General features: G+C 32.8%; 15 protein-coding genes and 1 tRNA gene. 8 read left to right on the top strand and 8 right to left on the bottom strand.

What is annotated here, in order from left to right; translation table 11 throughout:
* Positions 1–56: 56 nt before the first annotated feature.
* Entirely contained in the window at positions 57–329 is a 273-nt protein-coding gene (locus tag ODZ84_RS17880) for a helix-turn-helix transcriptional regulator (protein WP_266173735.1), read from the top strand.
* An 18-nt stretch (positions 330–347) separates the two neighbouring features.
* The gene (locus ODZ84_RS17875; protein ID WP_266173734.1) at positions 348–1,574 is read left to right on the top strand and encodes a tyrosine-type recombinase/integrase; all 1,227 of its coding nucleotides are present in this window, start codon (positions 348–350) and stop codon (positions 1,572–1,574) included.
* Here the strand turns inward: ODZ84_RS17875 and ODZ84_RS17870 are convergent.
* The 6 genes from ODZ84_RS17870 to hsdR all read right to left on the bottom strand — a co-directional run bounded on the left by ODZ84_RS17870 (position 1,566) and on the right by hsdR (position 10,406).
* Positions 1,566–1,874 (bottom strand): hypothetical protein, encoded by a 309-nt coding sequence (locus tag ODZ84_RS17870; protein ID WP_266173733.1) that lies wholly within the window; start codon positions 1,872–1,874, stop codon positions 1,566–1,568. The genes ODZ84_RS17875 and ODZ84_RS17870 overlap by 9 nt on opposite strands.
* 12 nt (positions 1,875–1,886) lie before the next feature.
* Entirely contained in the window at positions 1,887–3,341 is a 1,455-nt protein-coding gene (locus ODZ84_RS17865) for a hypothetical protein (RefSeq protein WP_266173732.1), read from the bottom strand.
* A 10-nt stretch (positions 3,342–3,351) separates the two neighbouring features.
* Entirely contained in the window at positions 3,352–4,506 is a 1,155-nt protein-coding gene (locus tag ODZ84_RS17860) for an FRG domain-containing protein (protein WP_266173731.1), read from the bottom strand.
* Between the two features lie 23 nt (positions 4,507–4,529).
* Positions 4,530–6,518, bottom strand: a complete 1,989-nt coding sequence (locus ODZ84_RS17855) for a restriction endonuclease subunit S (RefSeq protein ID WP_266173730.1) — start codon at positions 6,516–6,518, stop codon at positions 4,530–4,532.
* On the bottom strand, positions 6,518–7,963 hold the full coding sequence (locus ODZ84_RS17850) for a class I SAM-dependent DNA methyltransferase (RefSeq protein ID WP_266173729.1): 1,446 nt from the start codon (positions 7,961–7,963) through the stop codon (positions 6,518–6,520). Before ODZ84_RS17850 ends, ODZ84_RS17855 begins: the two co-directional genes overlap by 1 nt.
* Positions 7,964–8,030: 67 nt before the next feature.
* Positions 8,031–10,406 (bottom strand): EcoAI/FtnUII family type I restriction enzme subunit R, encoded by a 2,376-nt coding sequence (gene hsdR, locus ODZ84_RS17845; protein WP_266173728.1) that lies wholly within the window; start codon positions 10,404–10,406, stop codon positions 8,031–8,033.
* Positions 10,407–10,564: 158 nt separating this feature from the next.
* On the opposite strand from hsdR, the gene ODZ84_RS17840 reads away from it, so the two are divergent.
* A complete protein-coding gene (locus ODZ84_RS17840; RefSeq protein ID WP_266173727.1) occupies positions 10,565–13,891 on the top strand; it encodes an AAA family ATPase in 3,327 nt (1,108 codons plus the stop codon).
* Complete coding sequence (locus ODZ84_RS17835) at positions 13,878–15,095, top strand: McrC family protein (protein WP_266173726.1); 1,218 nt, start codon at positions 13,878–13,880, stop codon at positions 15,093–15,095. Before ODZ84_RS17840 ends, ODZ84_RS17835 begins: the two co-directional genes overlap by 14 nt.
* A 141-nt stretch (positions 15,096–15,236) precedes the next feature.
* On the opposite strand, the gene ODZ84_RS17830 is transcribed toward ODZ84_RS17835, so the two are convergent.
* Together ODZ84_RS17830 and mce are read right to left on the bottom strand one after the other, a co-directional pair.
* Positions 15,237–15,310 (bottom strand) — tRNA-Ile (locus ODZ84_RS17830).
* A 62-nt stretch (positions 15,311–15,372) separates the two neighbouring features.
* Positions 15,373–15,771 carry a methylmalonyl-CoA epimerase gene (mce, locus tag ODZ84_RS17825; protein WP_266173725.1) on the bottom strand — a complete coding sequence of 133 codons (399 nt, stop codon included), beginning with the start codon at positions 15,769–15,771 and terminating at the stop codon, positions 15,373–15,375.
* Positions 15,772–15,862: 91 nt separating this feature from the next.
* On the opposite strand from mce, the gene rbfA reads away from it, so the two are divergent.
* From rbfA to ODZ84_RS17805, 4 genes are all read left to right on the top strand, one after another.
* Entirely contained in the window at positions 15,863–16,222 is a 360-nt protein-coding gene (gene rbfA / locus ODZ84_RS17820; RefSeq protein ID WP_266173724.1) for a 30S ribosome-binding factor RbfA, read from the top strand.
* Between the two features lie 3 nt (positions 16,223–16,225).
* On the top strand, positions 16,226–17,431 hold the full coding sequence (locus ODZ84_RS17815) for an ABC transporter permease (RefSeq protein ID WP_266173723.1): 1,206 nt from the start codon (positions 16,226–16,228) through the stop codon (positions 17,429–17,431).
* A 50-nt stretch (positions 17,432–17,481) separates the two neighbouring features.
* A complete protein-coding gene (locus ODZ84_RS17810; RefSeq protein WP_266173722.1) occupies positions 17,482–19,278 on the top strand; it encodes an endonuclease in 1,797 nt (598 codons plus the stop codon).
* A gap of 63 nt (positions 19,279–19,341) precedes the next feature.
* Complete coding sequence (locus ODZ84_RS17805; protein ID WP_266173721.1) at positions 19,342–20,079, top strand: shikimate dehydrogenase family protein; 738 nt, start codon at positions 19,342–19,344, stop codon at positions 20,077–20,079.
* Positions 20,080–20,103 lie beyond the last annotated feature (24 nt).

The raw sequence follows: 20,103 nt of genomic DNA, 5'->3' as shown, positions 1-20,103 counted from the left end.
ATCTATGTGTAAAATTAGGGAAGAGAAGATTAAAGCTAAAATTTTCAACTGCCGGTTTGGCAAAACCAAAACAAAGGCTTAGCATTGCGACGCCTTTGTTTTCAAAAATAACATTAATTATGGAAGAAAACAGATATATGGATCTTAATTCATTAATAAAATATATCCCTTTTACAAAGGCAACGATTTACTCAAAGGTAAATAGAAAGCAGATACCTTTTAAAAAAATCGGAAAAAAACTGATATTCAGTAAACAGGAGATTGACCGTTGGATTGATGAAGGAGGGAATATGACTAGTGAGATAAGAATTCCGGTTTTAGTGGTTTAAATTTAAATATTTTCAAAAATGGCAACATGTAGTCTTGTACTTGATAAAAGAGTGAAGTTAAAAGATGAAAACTATAATTTGAGTATTCGCATTATTGATGGAAAAAACCAACTGTATCTCAACATTTCGAAGATGACTGAAAGCCAATATAACAAAATCTTTATTAAAAAAGATATGGGACAGAATACAATTGAGTTTCGTCGGCAATGTCAGGAACAGATTTCAAGAGCTGAAAAAATCATTTCAGAGATCAAGGTTTTCGATAGAAATGTTATTAAACAATCTTTCTTTAAAGAGGATACACAAGAAAATCAAACGAAAACGACTCAAATATCATTAAAATTAGATGATTTATTCAAAACATATTGTGAAGAAAATGAACATTTAAGTATTAGAACGAAAATTCATATTAAACAGTCAAAAAACGTTTTTACAAGAGAAAACAATGATCTAACGATTCTGGAAATCACACCGGAATTTTTGAAAAAAATTGAACGAAAAAGATCACAGGAAGGTGTATCGATTTCATCTATAAATTCAAACTTTAGAGACCTCCGAACGGTAATAAATTATTTCATGAAAAAGAAAAACATATTGCCAGCTCATTATTTTTATCCCTTTGGAAAAGATGGTTATTCTATTTGTGAATATTTCCCGAAAAAACAAGTTTTTACTAATGATGAAATATCTAAAATTATAAATTTGGATAAATTTGAGAGTGATGACGAAGAGTTTGCCCGTGATATTTGGGAATTACTGTATCGATGTAATGGTATTAACTTTGCCGATCTTTTAAGACTACGATGGGATCAGAGAAATGGTAACTGTTTTGTATTTTTTAGAAAGAAAACAGAGAATACCCGAAAAAAAATGAGACAGGAAATTGTTGTTCCGATAAATCATAAGGTAGAAAATATTTTAAGTAAAATTGGTGATAAAAATAGTCCTTTCGTACTTGGATTTTTAAAAGAAAGTTACACTGATGAAAATTTTGATTACATGAACCGTAAAATGAGAAAAAGTATTAATAAATCTCTTAAAAAAATCTCACAATGTCTTCAATTATCAATTACCCTACAACTAAAAACCGCTCGCGATTCTTATGCGACAGTGCTAAGGAGAAAGGGTGTTTCAATTGATATAATTTCTGAAATGTTATCACATTCAAATACAACTGTTACAAAACATTATTTGGACAGTTTAGATAATGAAACGGTATTCAAAATAAATGAAAATTTAATCTAACAGAGAATATTGAAAATCAAATATATCAACAATGAGGTTTTTATTTCTTGTGATAGACTTCTGCCATTCATTAAATTCAAGCTTATCTCCCGGATCTCCATTTTGATTTAGATTAATTAGTTTTGCAAAAATATTGAGTGCCTTCTTCGTATACGGCTTTGTATATCCAATGATAAACTCTTTAGTTTCACCTTCATAGTTTATTCTCAATTTTAAAAAACCATGGTGTTCAAATTCATCATAATTGTCAAGACCATAAATTCTTGCAGGTGTTGAAGAATGGTTTAAACGTAATCTCATAGTGTGAAAAATTTATTGAATGTTTAAATTATTATTTGACAGTTTCATGTAAATCAATTCTTTTTCGCCAGAATTATCAATCATAATTTCATATTTATCATCAAAAGAACTGATAATTTCAGATCCGGTTTTAGAGTTTTCTGTTTGTAAAAGAGTTTCTAAAAACTCAAAATCATTTGATAAATCTTCTTTCAGATTTTGGATCTGTTCCTTATTTTTAGAGAATATATTTTGAAAAGCACTATCTTCCTTTTGTGATAGATAATAATTAAGGTTTTCTTTAAAATCTTTGAAAACTAACTTTATATCATCTTCAATCTTTGGTGACGACATATTATTTTCCAAGCTTTTCTTTAGTTCGTCAATTTTACCAATTCTATCTTGATCTAAATTTCTAACTTTAAGATTTGACTGGAGTTCAACTACTAGTAAATTGTCAAATAATCTCTCTGCGGTAAGAGCAACTTCTCCATAAGTAAAAAGATCAAATTCTTTAAAACTCATTAATAATTTAGACACATCAGACTTGGAATGTTCAAAAAATAATTTTGTTTGTTTCCATACTTTCTTTACAGAATTATCAGGAAAATTGTTTTCTTCATTCAGTACAGGATTTACTGTTAGACTGTGTTTTTTCTGAATATCAAATAATGCTTTCACAAATAATTGATAAGATTCATCCTTTATAACCTGTAAGTCATATTTAAAGGAATTTATTAAAACAAAATCTTCACCGGTAAAAAAAGAACGTTTATATAACTCTTCCAACTGAGTGTTTATGTATTTTAGTTTTGCAATCCTCTCGTTTTTATGAAAAGTTAATAGGAATGAAATTTTATCGTTTATAAGATTTAACTTTTTAGAAATTTCCTGCATGTGTGCTTGGGCAGTAACCATTGTTAAAACCTGAAACGCTATCATTGGTGTCATTACTCCGATATTACCTTTGACAAAACCAACATGTTTTGAAAACTTTCCACCGTCAGTAATTATTGAACTATAGGTATTATTAGCATACCTCATCAATTGTGAAGGACTTGCAGTAGTAGTATAGAAGGAATTTGCCATATATTTGGCGGTTCCTACATTTGAGGATAATCCTGCAAATGAAGAAAGTAATCCTTTGCTAGATTCTTCGTTAGAAATTAAAGTAAAACCATTGATATTTTTCCCTAATTCGTCAGTATCAATCCTTTTAAAGGTAAAGTTTTCATCCAATACAATTTCATTAGAAATTTCAATCTGATCATTTTGAGTAAGCTCAATATTGTTATCTTTTGTAACAGTCAAATAATGTTCATTATCTTGAACTTTATTGAGTAGATCAATTAGTTTTTGTTCTCTTTCTTTTTGAACAGTCTCATATCTTTCAAAATCTTCACTCTGTTTTTTAGATAAAAGTTCCAACCGTTCAGCAGAATTTTCTAACTGGTTAATACCAAATAAGTTTCTAAAATACTTTTTCATTGGTGTTTATTTAAAGTTTATCTTGATACTTTTTTCTAACAAAGTCTGCTACTTTATCAACTTCTGGAAACAACGTGGATTGATTGATTCCCAACTGTTCAAGTTCTTCTAATATTGACCTTTTAGAGTCCTTGTCGACCAAAATTCTTTCTTCGTCGATTCCTTTTAAAATCCACTCTCTATTTAGATCAGCCATAGGCTTAAAATTGCCAAAACCTGTAAATTGAACTTCATGAATACCAAAAATTAAAAATGCACCATGCTGTCTCACAATTCTTGGATTATCTAATTTAGGTCTAACTGCAAAAACTTTAGACACATCATAGGGATCAATTATGGAATCAAAATATGCCTTATCTTCTCGAATATTATGTAGTAATTTTCCGAAATGTCTATAATTAACATTTTGAATACTTTTGCTTACTCCTATTTTGTAGATTCCTATTAATTTTTCAATAAATGAATTTCTGAAATCTTTTAGAGCTACATCGATAAGCCCTCCTTTATTTTCCTCAAAATCTCTTTTTAAATTTTCATAAAATGTTTCTATATTTTCTAGCTCATATTTCTCTGCTTCTATCCATTCATTTATCGTTGTATCTAAAATAAAAAAATCAGTAATATCTTGATTAAATGTTGATCCAAATCGTTCGGTCAACTCAATCTCTACTTTTTTAGACTTTAATTCATCAATTTTATTTCTGTAGAAGGGCACTAGTCCAAAGTTAAAATTAAAATCTTTTCCACATTTAGCAATATTTGATAAAATGGTTACTCGATCACTATTATAGTGACCGACAAACTCGTCAGGAATGTCGAAAATAATAACTTCACCATTTTCATTACCTTTATTGACAGCAAAGAATAAAGCAACTAAAGAGTTTTCTGTGAGATCTAAAACCCGAGTTGGTGACTCATAATGTTGCATTAACGCTAATGATTCTAATGTTGTTTTTCCAACAAACTCTTGTGGCGATTTTGAAATCACTTCTCTGAAAATCTGGTCTTCAAATTCAACCAAAGTTTTATCTCCCTTTACCTTTCTATATATACCAGGTTCAAGAACATAATTCTCATTTGCGTGTCCTCTAAAAAAGACATTGTCTTTTATTTCTAGTCCCTTGATTAATTCAAGATACTCTGTTACAGATTTAATTGTTGTCATGGCTAGTTTTATTTTGTTATTAGTTATTTCTTATCAATATATTCCCCAAATCCCACTGGTTCAATTTTCTCTTTTCTAATCCATTCAAGTGCGTAATCCAACTGATCAATAAATCTTTTCTTCTTATCATCCCAATCAAGGAAATCTTGTTTCAAAATATCATCGGTGAACAGTTCTTTCTTTATCAATCTGTTATTCCAAACAGCATACATAGTTGAAATCATTTCACAAAACTCCCAGGTCTTCGCTTGAAACTTATCTAAAAGATTGTTTATACTTTCAGCCTGATCTTTAAACTCTCGGTTAAATAAAGATGGTAATTCCTTGGATGCTGATAAAGGAGTGTAGGTGACTTTGGATGCTTTGCCAAAATCATCTTTCTTTATTTCAAAAAATCTTAGAGACTTTAATTTTGGTTCTATTACATGTTCCAATTCCCAGGCGTAAGGTCCGGCTACATTCTTCTGATATTTTAATTCTGAAGACAATTGACAATGATACTCTACCAGATGAAGCATCTTCTGTAATTTCACCCGACCAAAATCTTTTGAATTCTGAGTACTTAATTTTTTTATGATATAGCCTGCAAGAATTGCCATATCTCCGGTATCACAATTTTTGTTAATTGTATTTTGGATAGAATATATTGGAGATTCATCTGCAACTAATTGTAGATTTTCATTTTCTGCTTCATTCTTTCCTTCAAGTACTTCTCTTAAAACCTGTTGAAGAAGTTGTTCATTATAGTTTTGACTTTCTTTTACTGATTTTTCTAATTCATCACAATAATTCATCAGTTCATCTAATTTAATAACAATACGATTTTGAATTTCAAGTGATGGAAGTGGAAACAGTGTATTTTCAAAAGTATCATTAGATATACTTGGAGAGTTGAATCCAACCATTAATTCCTCAAATTCTTTATTTAAAACAGGATTTAACAAAAAATAAAATACGAACTTATTTAAACATTGGTGAGTTTTGAAAACTACAAATCCAGTTGAACCTATATAATTTTCTAGAGATTCTTCGATGATAGCAATATTTTTTAAATAGGGTCTAACAGTAGAATATATTAAATAGTCTTTTTTAAGAATTCTTCTTGCTCGGGATGAAAGTTCAGATACTTTTTTTTGCTTTGCCTCTTTGATAATATATTTTTTATTATCAATCGCATCAATATCCACATAGTTTATGACTGTATCCGAAGCCAATCTCTTTTGAACATCCAAATTATCCGTATAAGAAATAATATCACCTAATCTACACCATATCCAATTGTCAGGAATTTCAAGTAGAATTTCATCATCAGAAATTGGAGGTAAAGGTTTAGATTTTTTAATCTTTTTTTCTTTTATTAACTTTTCCTTTTCTGCTTGAATTTCCTGTAATAGTTCAGCACCGGTTTTCCCATCAGAAGTTTCGTTACTAACTAATTTTCCTTGCATTGCTTCTCGGAGAAATGCCTGACGTAGTTGATTAATAAGAACTATTTGCTCGTTATGCTCCTTTTTTAAATTTATAGTTGCAATTCTTATATCACTGAATTTTTGAACCAACTCTTTTTGGTATTTTATCTCAGGGATAGAAATTTCAAAATTAAAAAACTTATCTTTTTGCAATCTAATTCTTTGAGTAGTTCCATCGCTACTTATTTTACAAATGTGATCAAAAAATTTTGTTGATGTAAGGAACAAGAAAAAGTGCTTATCTAATAAATTTTCATTTGGAGTCAAACACCAAAAGTCATTAGTAATAATTGCGCCATCTAATTCACTAGGAACAATACCGAATGCACCATTTCTAGCATCAATTCCAGATAATACGAAATCACCACCATTTATTTTAAACATTGTTGATTTTATTTTGGACCCAAATTCTTCATCACGTAGAACAACCCCTTTATGATTCATCCGAATTGTAATTCGTTTAAACTTAGCATCAGGTACTAGTTTAACCTGGTCCTTTTTTCTGATAAGTAGTTCAGAGAGTTTATATTTTTTGAATACCATTATGAAACACTATTTTTAAGAATTTCAAAAATCTCTTCTGACTTTTTAAATGATAGTGACAATTTTTCTAGAAGTTCTATTGAAGAATATTCCGCTGTTTCTTTAGCTTTATATGGATTTTTAATATCAAGATCAAAATTACGGTCCTTTAAAATGTCAATTGAAACTTTCCAACATATTTCCGATTCCCTACGATCATTCCACCATTCTCTAATCGGATCAAACTCAGATTCTTTAATGGGTTTTGTTTTGCTGTAAGACTTTTGGCCTTCCGGTAATCGGTGTTCATAATACCAAACTTCTTTTGTAGCAAAACATGACGTATCGTTATTATGATGAACTTTATCAAAAAACAACAGATTTGTGGCTACAGTTGCGTAAGGTTGAAACACAGAATTTGGTAACCGGATAATAGTATGTAATCTACAATCTTTTAACAGTTTTTCTCTGACTCTTTGTTTTACACCATCTCCTGTTAAAGATCCGTCCGGTAAAACAATTCCTGCACGTCCGCCAACTTTTAATAAATGAATCATCAAAATAAGAAACAGATCTGCAGATTCTTTGGTACGGTAATTCTGAGGAAAGTTGTTTTCATTGTTATTCGCTACAATTCCCCCAAACGGAGGATTTGCTTCGATAACATCCACACGATCCTTTTCACGATATTCTGACAAAGGTTTGTCTAAGGAATCACGGTAGGTAATATTAGGGATTTCAACATCGTGTAAAATTAAATTGGTGGTTGCAAGCAGATACGGTAATGGTTTATATTCCCACCCGATAATATTATCCTGTAAAGATTTCAAATCCTCTAAAGAAGAAACTTTTTTGGAGATATTTTCAATTACCGCAGTTAAATATCCACCTGTCCCGCATGCCGGATCCAAAACCTTTTCTCCTAATTTGGGATCTAGAATATGAGTAATAAATTGAGTAATCGCTCTCGGTGTATAAAACTCCCCTGATTTTCCGGCGGACTGCAAATCTTTTAAAAGACCTTCATAAACATCTCCAAAGGCATGTTTATCTTTTGTATTGTTAAAATCAATTTCATTAAGTTTATTCAAAACTTTGCGAATATTGATTCCACTCTTCATGTAGTTGTTATTACCGTCAAAAACTTCGTGTACAATACGTGCACGTTGATTTCCGGTACTTAAATCTAAGTTTCTAAGTGCAGGAAACAGCTCACGATCAACAAAATTTAATAATATCTCACCAGTAATGCCTTCATCATTTCCTGCCCAATTTTCCCATCTATATTTTTCAGGAATTGGAGAGACATAATTTTTATCCATAAGTTCCATTTCCTGATCTTTATCACAGAAAACCTTGAAGAACAGCATCCATCCTAATTGTTCCAAACGTTGTGCATCACCGTTCAGTCCAGAATCCTGCCACATTATCTTTCTTATACTTTCTATTACGCCTGTAATACTCATTTTTTATTTTTCTAATTTGCAAAAGTACGTTCCTAAAAAATCTACACCAAGATTATAGTAACATAATTTAAGCTATTGAGTAGATTTCATTTTCAAGTTCCTTTATAGCACTGAGATACATTTCTCTCCCGCCAAAAGTTTTTACAATTTCCATGGGCGAACCAAATTCAGAAATCGGGTTTAGTTTCAATACTTCCATTGATTCAATAGTCTCCACACCTTCATCTGCATACTTATCCACCAACGCAGTTAGAACATTTCTTGCCTGCTCACCGTACTTTGCAAAATAATTTCTTTTTTTCACCTCATTTGCACGTTCCTTACGTGTTAAAGGTTTTTGATCAAAAGCAACGTGACAGATAATATCAAAGAGATCACATTCTTTGTTTACTGCCTGCAAAAGTTCTTCAACCATGACACCTTGTTCTGCCAATTCTTGAATAATCGCATCTTTTCTATCGGAATTCTTCCAAAGATTTAAGAACTGATCTAATGAAGAATATTTTTCACTCAGAAGATCTTTAGTATAATCTTTTAAACTCACTGTAATCGGTTTACCTTCTTTATCAAAATATAATTCTCTTGAGTTTAGTACAGTGACATCTACACCATTTACGTAGACTTTTGACGGTTTTGTTTTCTTTTCTGTAAATGGATCTGGATATTCTGGTTTAGGGTCATTTACTTGATCAATACTTCCTTTTTCGTCAGTTTGGAATTCGTCTGGAATATCATTATCGAAATCATCGTTTGCCGGAGTATTTTCATCAATAATTTTTATTCTTACCGGATCACCATCAAAATTAGGATCAGCAAACAAATCTGTCACATTTCTAAAATCCATAATGGTAAAATATAACTTACCAAATTCTTCATTCACTCTGGTTCCACGCCCGACAATTTGTTTAAATTTCGTCATTGATCCGATTTCGGTATCTAAGGCGATCAGTTTACAAGTTTGGGCGTCTACTCCTGTAGTCATTAATTCAGATGTTGTGGCGATAACTGGATAAGTCTGTTCCGGATCAATGAAATTATCCAATTCTCTTTTTCCTTCATCATTGTCTCCGGTAATTCTCATAACATACTTATGATTTTGCAATACAAGATCGGAGTTCAGACTTGCAATTGCAGACCTCATTCTCTCAGCATGATCTATATCTCTACAAAAGACAATTGTTTTATTAAATCTGCTTGTATTTTGAAGGAACTCGGTTACTTTTTTTGCGACTGCCCAAGTTCTGTTATCTATAACTAAATTTCGGTCAAAATCTTTTCTATTATAAATCCTATCTTCAACAACATTACCATCTTTATCTCTTTTATCTTTTTCAGGTCTCCAACCTTCCACATCTACATCTAAGGTCACTCTAACAACTTGGTAAGGTGCTAGAAACCCATCTTCAATCCCTTGTTTCAAACTGTAAGTATAGATTGGATCACCAAAATATTCTGAATTACTTACGGTTTCAGTTTCTTTTGGTGTTGCAGTAAGACCTATTTGTGTCGCAGATTTAAAATACTTTAGAACTTCTCGCCATGCTGAATCTTCCTTAGCACTTCCTCTATGACATTCATCTATAACTATTAGATCAAAAAAGTCTTCACTGAACTGTTTGAAAATGTTCTTCTCATCCTCATTTCCAGTTAAGCCTTGATAGATTGCTAAATATATTTCATAGGATTTATCCACTTGTCTCTTTTGAACAATGGTCATTTTATCACGAAAATGCTTGAAATCACCTCTTTTGGTCTGATCAATTAAAGAGTTACGATCTGCAAGAAATAATATCCTCTTTTTGGTTCTTGACTTCCATAAACGATGTACAATTTGAAAAGCGGTATAAGTTTTACCTGTTCCGGTTGCCATCACCAACAATATTCTGTTTTGACCTTTAGCTATGGCTTCAAGCGTTAAATTTACTGCATTCTGTTGATAGTATCTTGGGGATCTTCCGGAACCATCAAAAAAGTAGTCTTGTTCAACAATAGATTTTGAATCGTCTTCATTAAGACCTTTAAATTTCAAGTATTTACTCCATAATTCTTCTGGTGAAGGGAAATCATCTAATTCAATTTCGGTTTCAACATTTGTAGAATTAGTTTTGTCATGAAATAAAAAACGGTCTCCGTTGGTTGAAAAGATAAATGGTAACTGAAGAATATCAGAATATTCCAATCCTTGCTGCATTCCTGCACCGACTTCATGATTATTTTCTTTTACCTCAATAATTCCTATTGGTATATTGGGTTTATAATATAAAATATAGTCTGCCCTCTTTTTTTTGCCACGAGTAGATAACTTGCCACGAACGATGATTCTACCATCTGTAAAATTAACTTCCTCTCGAAACTGTTTCATTTTATCCCAACCAGCATTTTCTAATGCCGGAGTTATAAATTTTGTACAAATATCTCTTTCCGAAAATAATTTTTTACTCATGTTTAATTGTTTAAACTATCGTATTATCATGATTAATATTGCAATATAGCACATAATTAAGAATTGTGGTATATTTTTAAATCATTAAGTCTATTTTAAGTGATTAACTCGTATTATTGTATTTTAACTTAGATTTAAATTTAACCAACATTTACGCAATGTCAGATGAAAGAAAATTGAAATACATTTCAGCAAATGATTTTAAAAAACTAATGAATTCAAACTTAGTTTTTGAAGCAATAGAATTTATTCGAAATAATAATATAGAATTAATCAAATCTACCAAATACTCAATTCTGATTGAGGGCAAAACCTATCCTCCAAAAGAAATTATGAGATATATGGCTCAATTAAGACAATACAAAATAGATGAAAGCACTTTATTTGGTGGTAAAGTAAATAAACCTTTTCAAGATTTGGGCTTTGAAATTGTCGTAAACAAAGGCGATTCAATGGTAAATCCAGAAGTCTTAAATTCCTGTGTAAATAGATACAATAACGCAATTACAAACACCGATTGGCTAAAAACACAAGAAATTTACAAATTCAACTTTATCGATTGGATTCAAAAAAATATTGATTTTCAAAATGATTCATTTGAAGAAATAAAATCGAAAATAGAACTTTCCCAAAAGCAAACATATTCACCAAATTCCACTGTAAAAGGGGTCAATTTTATTCTAACAATAATCAGATATCAAGATGACTTTGTCACAATCGAAGATCTTCTAAAGATAAACCAAATTGTGAATGGTGAAATTTCTGTCAATAAAGAAAATCTCACTTTATCTTTTAGTAGTTTTCCAAAAACAAGTGCATTTCTTTCTTTTTATAAACCGGAAAGATTCATAGCATACGACAATGAATCTCTACCATCCCATATGTTTCTAACAAGTATTCACGATGCACCCAAAAGAGATTTTAAAGCATTCGAATTCTATCAAGAATTCTATATGACAGTTAAAGAGTTATTGAAAGAAAGCAAAATAAATGTCCAAAAGATAATAGAAATATTAAATATTGAAAAGTTAACGGAATTACACTGGAATTTCATAGCTCAAGATTTTTTACTATACATAACCAGAAAAATAATGTCTTTAAACACATTACAAAAAAAGTATGATTTTTTCATTGAACATGAAAAACTGGAAAGTTGGGAATGGTATCAGGACATCAAGCTTTACACAGAAGTTATAGCTCAGTTAAAGAAAAATTGTGAAAACAATAAGTACACTTCCTACAGTGAATTAAATTCTGAATATAAAATTATTTCAAATAATATCAATGGGGACTTCTTAGAGAGATATCTATTCATGTCCAGTAACGGATTTTCAACGATAAGAAATCAATTGATCAAATTAACTGTTCGTAAAAAAATTAGGGAGAAAGTTTCAAATAATTTTTCCATTCTTCTTAATATTTTATTAGAAAATGATATTCACAAATGCTTCAAAAAAACTCAAACCCTAATTGAAGGAAATAATTGGACTGTTATTTATCGATTTCTAAGGTCTCTATTTCCATATAATTTAACTTCGGTTGATGCTCCAAACCAATTTGATTCTTTATTGAAAAAACTTAATGATGACTTTGAAATCGCTATTGTGCCCGACGATCAAATAAATAAGAATAAGGAAGTTTTAGACCAGATTAGCTATCAGGATATTTATAAGGCACAAATTTTCTTTTGGATGTATAGGATTGAAGATAAGACAGAAAATATAAATAATACGGAAACCTCTCAAGATTCAGAAATAGCAGATATGACAACAAAATTCCCCTTAAACCAAATTTTATACGGAGCACCCGGAACAGGCAAGACATACTTAACAAAAAAAATAGCTGTAGAAATAATTAATGGTATCCGTAAAAGAAGCAGAGGAGAAATTTTAAACGAATATGAAGATTTAAAAAACTTAGGCCATATTAAATTTACAACCTTTCATCAAAGTATGAGTTATGAAGATTTTGTCGAAGGAATAAGACCTGAAGAGATTAATGGACAGATTATCTACGAAAAAAAATCTGGAATTTTCAAAGAATTGTGTAATGTGGCTAAGTCAGCCAACGTCGCTACTAATTCGCTAGATACCGATTTCGATAATTGTAATTATTTCAAAATGAGCTTAGGCGGTTTACAGAATTTAGAAAAACACCAATGGTCAATTGATAATGGGTTACTTTTCTTAGGATGGGGTGAGGATAAAGACTTTACTGATTTTAAAGATATTGAAGAATGGAATTTGTTCAGAGATAAATTTAAAGAAAAATATTCTGAATTAGTTAAAGAAAGTAAATATGTAATCCAAGCAATGTTTTGGTTTCAAAGAATGAAAATTGGAGATATTGTTTTAGTATCAAAAGGCAACAAAATAATTGATGCTATTGGGGTGATTGAAAGTGAATACTTTTATGATAACAAAAAAGATCTGGAACATTATCAATTTAGAAAGGTAAAATGGTTGGCTACAGATTTAAATTTAAACTCAAATGTTTTTGTCAGTAAAGGAATATCTCAACAAACAATCTATCAGTTCTATGACAAAGATGTTAAGAAGGATGTAATAAAAGAAATGTTCAAGAAAGAAAAAGATTCTGTTCAAAAAAATTATGTTCTCATCATTGACGAAATTAATAGAGGAAATGTTTCAGCTATTTTTGGAGAACTAATCACTCTACTTGAAGCTGATAAAAGAAAAAGTGTTTATGTGGATAATGATGAATATATAGAAACAATCTTACCATATTCCAACGAAGTATTTTCAGTACCTGAGAATCTTTATATTGTAGGAACGATGAACACTGCAGATAGAAGTGTTGAAGCAATGGATACAGCTCTACGCAGAAGATTCTCATTTACAGAAATGCCTTCCGATCCCGACTTAGTAGAAGCCAATAAAATTATTTATGATACTTTATGGCAATATGAAGATGTCGGATGGGATGACAGTAGATGGATAGAGGTTGAAAACGGACTTAAAGAGTTATTCGAGTTTAACCTTGATTGGGAAGAAGATAAATTTAAATTATGGGACAGTTTTACTAAAGAAGGTTATAATATAAAGAATGCTGAAAAATTAAATCCTTACTTCGAAGAAAAAGTAAGCTTGAAAACTATTCTCAAAACTATTAATGACAGAATAGAATTTTTGATTGATAAAGATCATCAAATCGGTCATTCATATTTATTAAAAGTGAAATGTCTCAAGGATTTGTCAAATATCTTTGCAAATAACATCATTCCTCTTCTGGAAGAATATTTTTATGGTGATTATGGTAAAATAGGTTTAGTTTTAGGCGGTGGATTTGTAATTTCTAAAACGATTAATGGTGAAAATATTTTGGCTCAGAATTTTGCTTATAATACAGAAATTTTGGATGAAAAAGAAGTTTTCAAGTTCATTCCTCAAGATTCTTGGAATGCTGCAACATTTATTTCAATCTATAATCCTGAAAAATTAAAACCATCTGATGTCCAAAAATAAACCAATACAAGTATTTGAATACCAAAAATTAAAAATTGGACAAGATGGATTTACTGAAACTCATTTCCAGTCTCTTGTATTGTTTAATGAGAAAAACGGTAATAAATATTTTACAGCTGTACATAAAGGAATTCTATTTAATTGTTATGTGGGGGTTATTCAAATTGGGGGATTAACTATCGAAATTTTACCGAAAGCAGACAACAACGATAATAAATTAATTTGGCGTGATGTCTTACTTCATATGTTGAAGGAATGCAAACTTATTCAGGTTGATAACGTATCTGAAACCCATCTTAAGAAGAAATATAATTCTGTTCTTGAGGCTTATTATGACATTTATTTGAATGAAATAGAGTACTTAATAAAGAGAGGTTTAATAAAAAAATACAGGAAGAATCAAAGCAATCAGCTTTCATTAAAAGGAAAACTGTTGTTTTCTCAGAACATCCAAAAAAATCTGGTTCATAAAGAAAGGTTCTACTGTTCCCATCAAGTATATGATAGAAATAACTTAATCCATCAAATTTTACTTGAAGGTTTATCCGTATTACAACATTTAGAGACCAGAGGATTTACTGATAGAATTAATCGGATTATGTTAGAATTTGATAAAATTGACAAAGTGAAGATAACTCCAAGACACTTTGCAAAGATTCAAACAAATCGGAAAACCAAGCCTTACACAAATGCGATTCAAATTGCAAGAATGCTAATTCTAAACTATTCACCAAATATTAGCTCTGGTAATGAGAACATGCTAACCTTGTTATTCGATATGAACAAACTTTGGGAAGAGTATATTTTTAGAATTCTTCATAAATACAAACCAGCAACTTACAAAGTTTCTTATCAAAATTCCGATAAGTTTTGGGAAAATAAAAGAATTAAACCGGACATATTGTTAACAAAAGAAGACAGAGAAAATTTTATCATTGATACAAAATGGAAAATTACTACATCCAATAAACCTTCCGATGAAGATTTAAAGCAAATGTTTGTATACAATCTACATTGGGAATCCCCGAAAAGTATGTTATTATATCCTCAAATTGATCAAAAAGATAGTGAGTTTGGAAATTATAAATTCAAGTATAATGACAGGATAAATCAGTGTAAATTGGGATTTGTAAGTATCCTTGATTCCGGAAGAATAAAAAAGGGTAAACAATTATGTGACGAGATTCTTAGCAAAATACAATAATAACCGGAAAACATTACAAAATCACCGTATTTGTCAATAAGATTTATTCCCGACAAAGTATTATCACTTTTAAAACCTTGCAACTTTCTTGCAATAACATAAAAAAAGACACCTACATTCTTGTAAGTGTCTAATTTTCAGTGGTCCCACCTGGGCTCGAACCAGGGACCACCTGATTATGAGTCAGGTGCTCTAACCAACTGAGCTATAGGACCTCAAAATTTGGTTAAATTTTGTGATTGCAAAAATAGTAAAAATTATGGCATTACAAAATTTTTTATTGCTTTTCTTGACAAAGTTCTACCAGGACCCCATTGGTGGATTTCGGGTGAAGGAAGACAACTAATTTGTTATCAGCACCTTCTTTGGGTTCTTCTGATATAAACTGAAATCCTTCTTTTTTTAATCTTTGTATTTCCTCCGTGATATTTTCTACGCCAAAAGCCAGGTGATGGATGCCCTCCCCTTTCTTTCCGATAAATTTTGAGATCGGACTTTCTGCTTTGCTGGCTTCCAGAAGCTCAATTTTGCTCTCGCCGGCGGCATAAAATGAAGTAATGACCCCTTCCCTTTCCACCGTTTCTTTTTTATAGGATTCCTTTCCTAAAAGTTTGGTGAAAAGTTCGTCAGAAATCCCCAAAGACTTTACGGCGATACCGATATGTTCTAACTTCATAAATAAAAAGTATAATTTTAGTTGTAATTTTGATACAGACTCCAAATTTCAAAGTATCAATTCAAACAAAAGTACTAAATTTGCATAACTTATGGAAAGTAACAGACAAAGAAAAGTAGCACAGATTATTCAGGAAGATTTCGCAGAACTTTTCCGTAAACAGGCTGCAGAAAGCAAACAGAGCATTTTGGTATCGGTTTCGGATGTGAAGGTATCGGCAGATTTAGGAATCGCAAAAATTTATTTAAGCATTTTCCCTCAGGAATTCCGTTCTGCGGTGATGAGAGAAATCGAAGAAAACAAAGCACAATACAGAAATTTCATCGGTCAGAAGATGGCCAAACAGGTTCGTGTCATTCCCAATCTTAATTTTTATCTTGATACAGCGCTGGATGATGTAGAGAAACTGGAGAGAGAGCTGAGAGGAGATGGTGACAACCCTGTTTTATAGATTTTGAAGAACATTGCATTTTATATCGCTTCCCGTTACCTTTTATCCAAAAAAGGAAGCACTGCCGTTACCTTTATTACGTGGCTGGCGGTCGGGGCCATGACGGTTGCCGTAACGGCAATGTTCGTTATTATTTCGGTTTTTTCGGGACTCGAAGATCTTAACAAAGACCTTATTTCCAATCTTCATGCAGATCTTACGATTAAAAGCACTTCCGGAAAGACCATAAAAGACCTTAAAAAAGTCACCACTGTTTTAAGTGATCATAAAGATATCAGTCATTTTTCTAAAATGATCGAAGAAAAAGTATACATCAGCTATAACGGAAAAGGTGATATTGCTTATTTAAGAGGAGTGGATTCCGCTTACGTTACCGTAAATCCCATCAATAAAGAGGTGATCTACGGATCCTATCCTGGTTTTGATTACTCCAATGAAGTCATCATGGAAAATTCCCTGGATAACAGGCTTTCTATCCCCGTTGACACCTCCAACGCTTATGCGACCGTGCTGATGCCGAAGCCCGGAACGGGAATCATCAGCAGAGAAGACGATATCTATAATAAAAAGGACATCATCGTCACCGGAGTTTTTCCCGGAAAAGACCAGCTGGACAATTATATCATCGCCCCGCTGGAGTTAGCCGAAGAATTGCTTGATCTTCCCAAAAAATCTGCATACCAGATCGTTATCAAATTAAAAAATCCCGAAAACGCAGACGCCGTTAAGCAGAACTTACTGGCATCCCTGGGAAAAAACATCCAGATCAAAACCAAAGAAGAAGAAAATGCAGCCTTCTGGAAAATGATCAATACGGAAAAACTGTTCATTTATCTGATTTTCGCCCTGGTTATTTTCATTACCACCTTTAACCTTGCCGGAGCCATCATTATTCTTCAGCTTGATAAAAAAGAACAGGCAAAATCACTGGTTTCCTTAGGGCTTCCTTTAAGAGATCTGCGCAGAATATATTTTTACACCGGAATACTGATCGTTGTTTTAGGAATTATTTCCGGATTACTCGTAGGAACGGCACTATGCTATTTCCAGCAGTACACGGAGTTCTTCAAGGCCAATGAAATGTTGCCTTTCCCGGTAAAGATCGTAGGAAAAAACTATTTTATCGTTGCACTTACCGCTGCCCTGTTCGGATTTATCATTTCCCTGGTATTTTCAAAAATAAGCAAAGAGTATATTACTAAAAGTTAACAATCATCCGGGCTTATTTTTTTGTACCTTTACGGCCCAATTTTTTTAGGATGAAACATACTTTACTCTCTTCTTTAATGTGCTTTGTATTCGCGGGTACATTTGCACAAATCCCATCGGGATATTATGATGGAACGACCGGTCTCAGCGGTGCGCCATTGAAAACAAAACTGAAAGACATTATCTCCGCCGGTCACCAGGATCATGGATATGGCGGATTGTGGATAGGATATCAGACTACTGACCGTGATACGACTTACGAAAACGACGGAACCATTCTTGACATCTACTCAGAAAACCCTAACGGCGCAGATCCGTATAACTTCACGTACCAGACCAACCAGTGCGGAAGTTACAGTGCAGAAGGAAACTGCTATAACAGAGAACATATCGTTCCGCAAAGTCTTTTCAATGAAGGCTTTCCGATGAAATCAGATATTCATTTTATCCGTGCAACCGATGGAAAAGTGAACGGAATGAGATCCAATTATCCTTTCGGAAAAGTAGGAACAGCAAGTTTTACTTCTCTAAACGGGTCTAAATTAGGAAATTCTGCTTCTCCGGGATACGGCGGTATTGTTTTCGAACCGATCGACGCTTTTAAAGGAGATGTTGCCAGGATGATCTTTTATTTCGTAACCAGATATGAAACCCAGCTTTCAGGTTTCAGTTCAGGAAACATGTTGGGAGGTTCTTCGTTCCCGGGATTACAGCAGTGGGAACTTGATCAGCTGCTGGCATGGAATGCTATGGACCCGGTTTCCCAGACTGAAATCATCAGAAATAATGCCTCATATGTATATCAGGGGAACAGAAACCCTTTTATCGATCACCCGGAATATGTAAACCAGATATGGGGAACAACCGTAATTGACACGCAGGCTCCTACAGCGGCAACCAATTTATCAGCAAGTAACCCGACCTCCAATTCTGTTTCTTTAAACTGGACCGCAGCAACGGACAACATTGGCGTTGCAGGATATGACATCTATGTAAACGGAACATTCTACAGCACGGTTTCAGGAACTTCCACAACGGTTTCAGGCCTTAATCCGTCTACAACATACACCTTTTATATCATTGCAAAAGATGCTGCCGGAAATCCTTCCCCACAGAGTAACATCGCTACCGCGACTACTTTAGCCGGGCAGCCGGGAGGCGGAAGCTGTGGTACAGAAGATTTTGAGAATATTCCTAACGGAGGAAACGGCTACGGAACAAGAACATGGACCAATGCCGGAATTACATGGACTGCCACTGATGCAAGAACAGACGAGACCATTTCAGGGAAAGCGATCACTTTGAGAGTCGGAAACCTTACCAGCTCTACTGTTTCAGGAGGCGTTCAGAGTTTAACCTTAACGACCGCATTGAAATACGGAACCGGACCCGGAGTTTTAAATGTTGAGATCAACGGAGTGCAGGTAGGTACTATTCCTTACGGAGCGACAGCCAATACCAACACAACGACGACCATCAGTAATATAAACGTAAGCGGTAACGCGGTGATTAAAATTACAAACCCTATTGCCAGCCAAACAGGCGCCAGAGTAGCTATTGACAATCTTAGCTGGACCTGCTACAGCAACTCTTTAGGAACGGTAGAAACAACAAAGGAAAAAGGATTCAGCATCTATCCGAATCCTGTAAGAAACAACGAACTGTTTGTAAAAGGGGAAAACCTTACCACCATTTCAAAAGCTGAAATCTATGACCTTTCAGGAAAGTTAATTGATGCTATTGCTAATCCTTTCAAGCATTCAAACAAGATCAGTCTTAAAGGATTAACAAAAGGAAATTATATCCTGAAGACAGACCGTTTTGTGACAAAATTCATTGTAGAATAAAACGTTAACAATATTTTATACAAAGACCGGCTCTGTCCGGTCTTTTTTTTATAATTTTATAGAATGGATTCCAATAAAAAACTAGGCTTAATCGGAAAAAACATTTCCTATTCTTTTTCTAAAAAATTCTTCGAAGACAAATTCCAGAAGCTGATGCTGAAGGGATATTCTTACGATATTTTTGATCTTAGTGAAATTAATGAAGTGGAAAACCTGTTTTCAGTGCCTGACCTTCTGGGTTTCAATGTGACCATTCCTTATAAAGAAAAAATAATCGATTATCTGGATGAATTGAGTGATGAAGCCGAAAAAATCGGAGCCGTAAACTGTGTTCTGATCCAAAATGGAAAAAAAACCGGCTATAACACCGATGCTTTCGGATTTGAAAAGACGCTGCTCCTTCATAAAAAACCGCACCATACCTCTGCTCTGATACTCGGAAACGGAGGCGCTGCAAAAGCAGTAAAATATGTCCTGGATAAACACGGGATTTCCTCAGTCACTGTTTCCAGAAATACCGAAGTTAATCTTAAGAACTTAGACAGGGAAACCGTCGACAGTCATAAAATAATTGTTCAGTGTACACCTGTCGGAACCTTCCCGAATGTGGAAGAATGTTTAAGTTTCCCCTTCGAAGGAGTCTCCGGGGAGCACTTAATCATCGATTTAATTTACAATCCCAATTATACACAGTTTATCATCAACGCGTCTGAAAAAGGAGCCAAAACTGTGAACGGGTATTATATGCTTGAACAGCAAGCAGAAAAAGCCTGGGAAATTTGGAATTTTCAAAAAAAATAACATAAATTAGTATTTTATTTGGCT

The sequence above is a fragment of the Chryseobacterium fluminis genome (genome assembly GCF_026314945.1).
Lineage (GTDB): Bacteria > Bacteroidota > Bacteroidia > Flavobacteriales > Weeksellaceae > Chryseobacterium > Chryseobacterium fluminis.
This window is presented reverse-complemented; position numbering and strand designations above follow the sequence as displayed.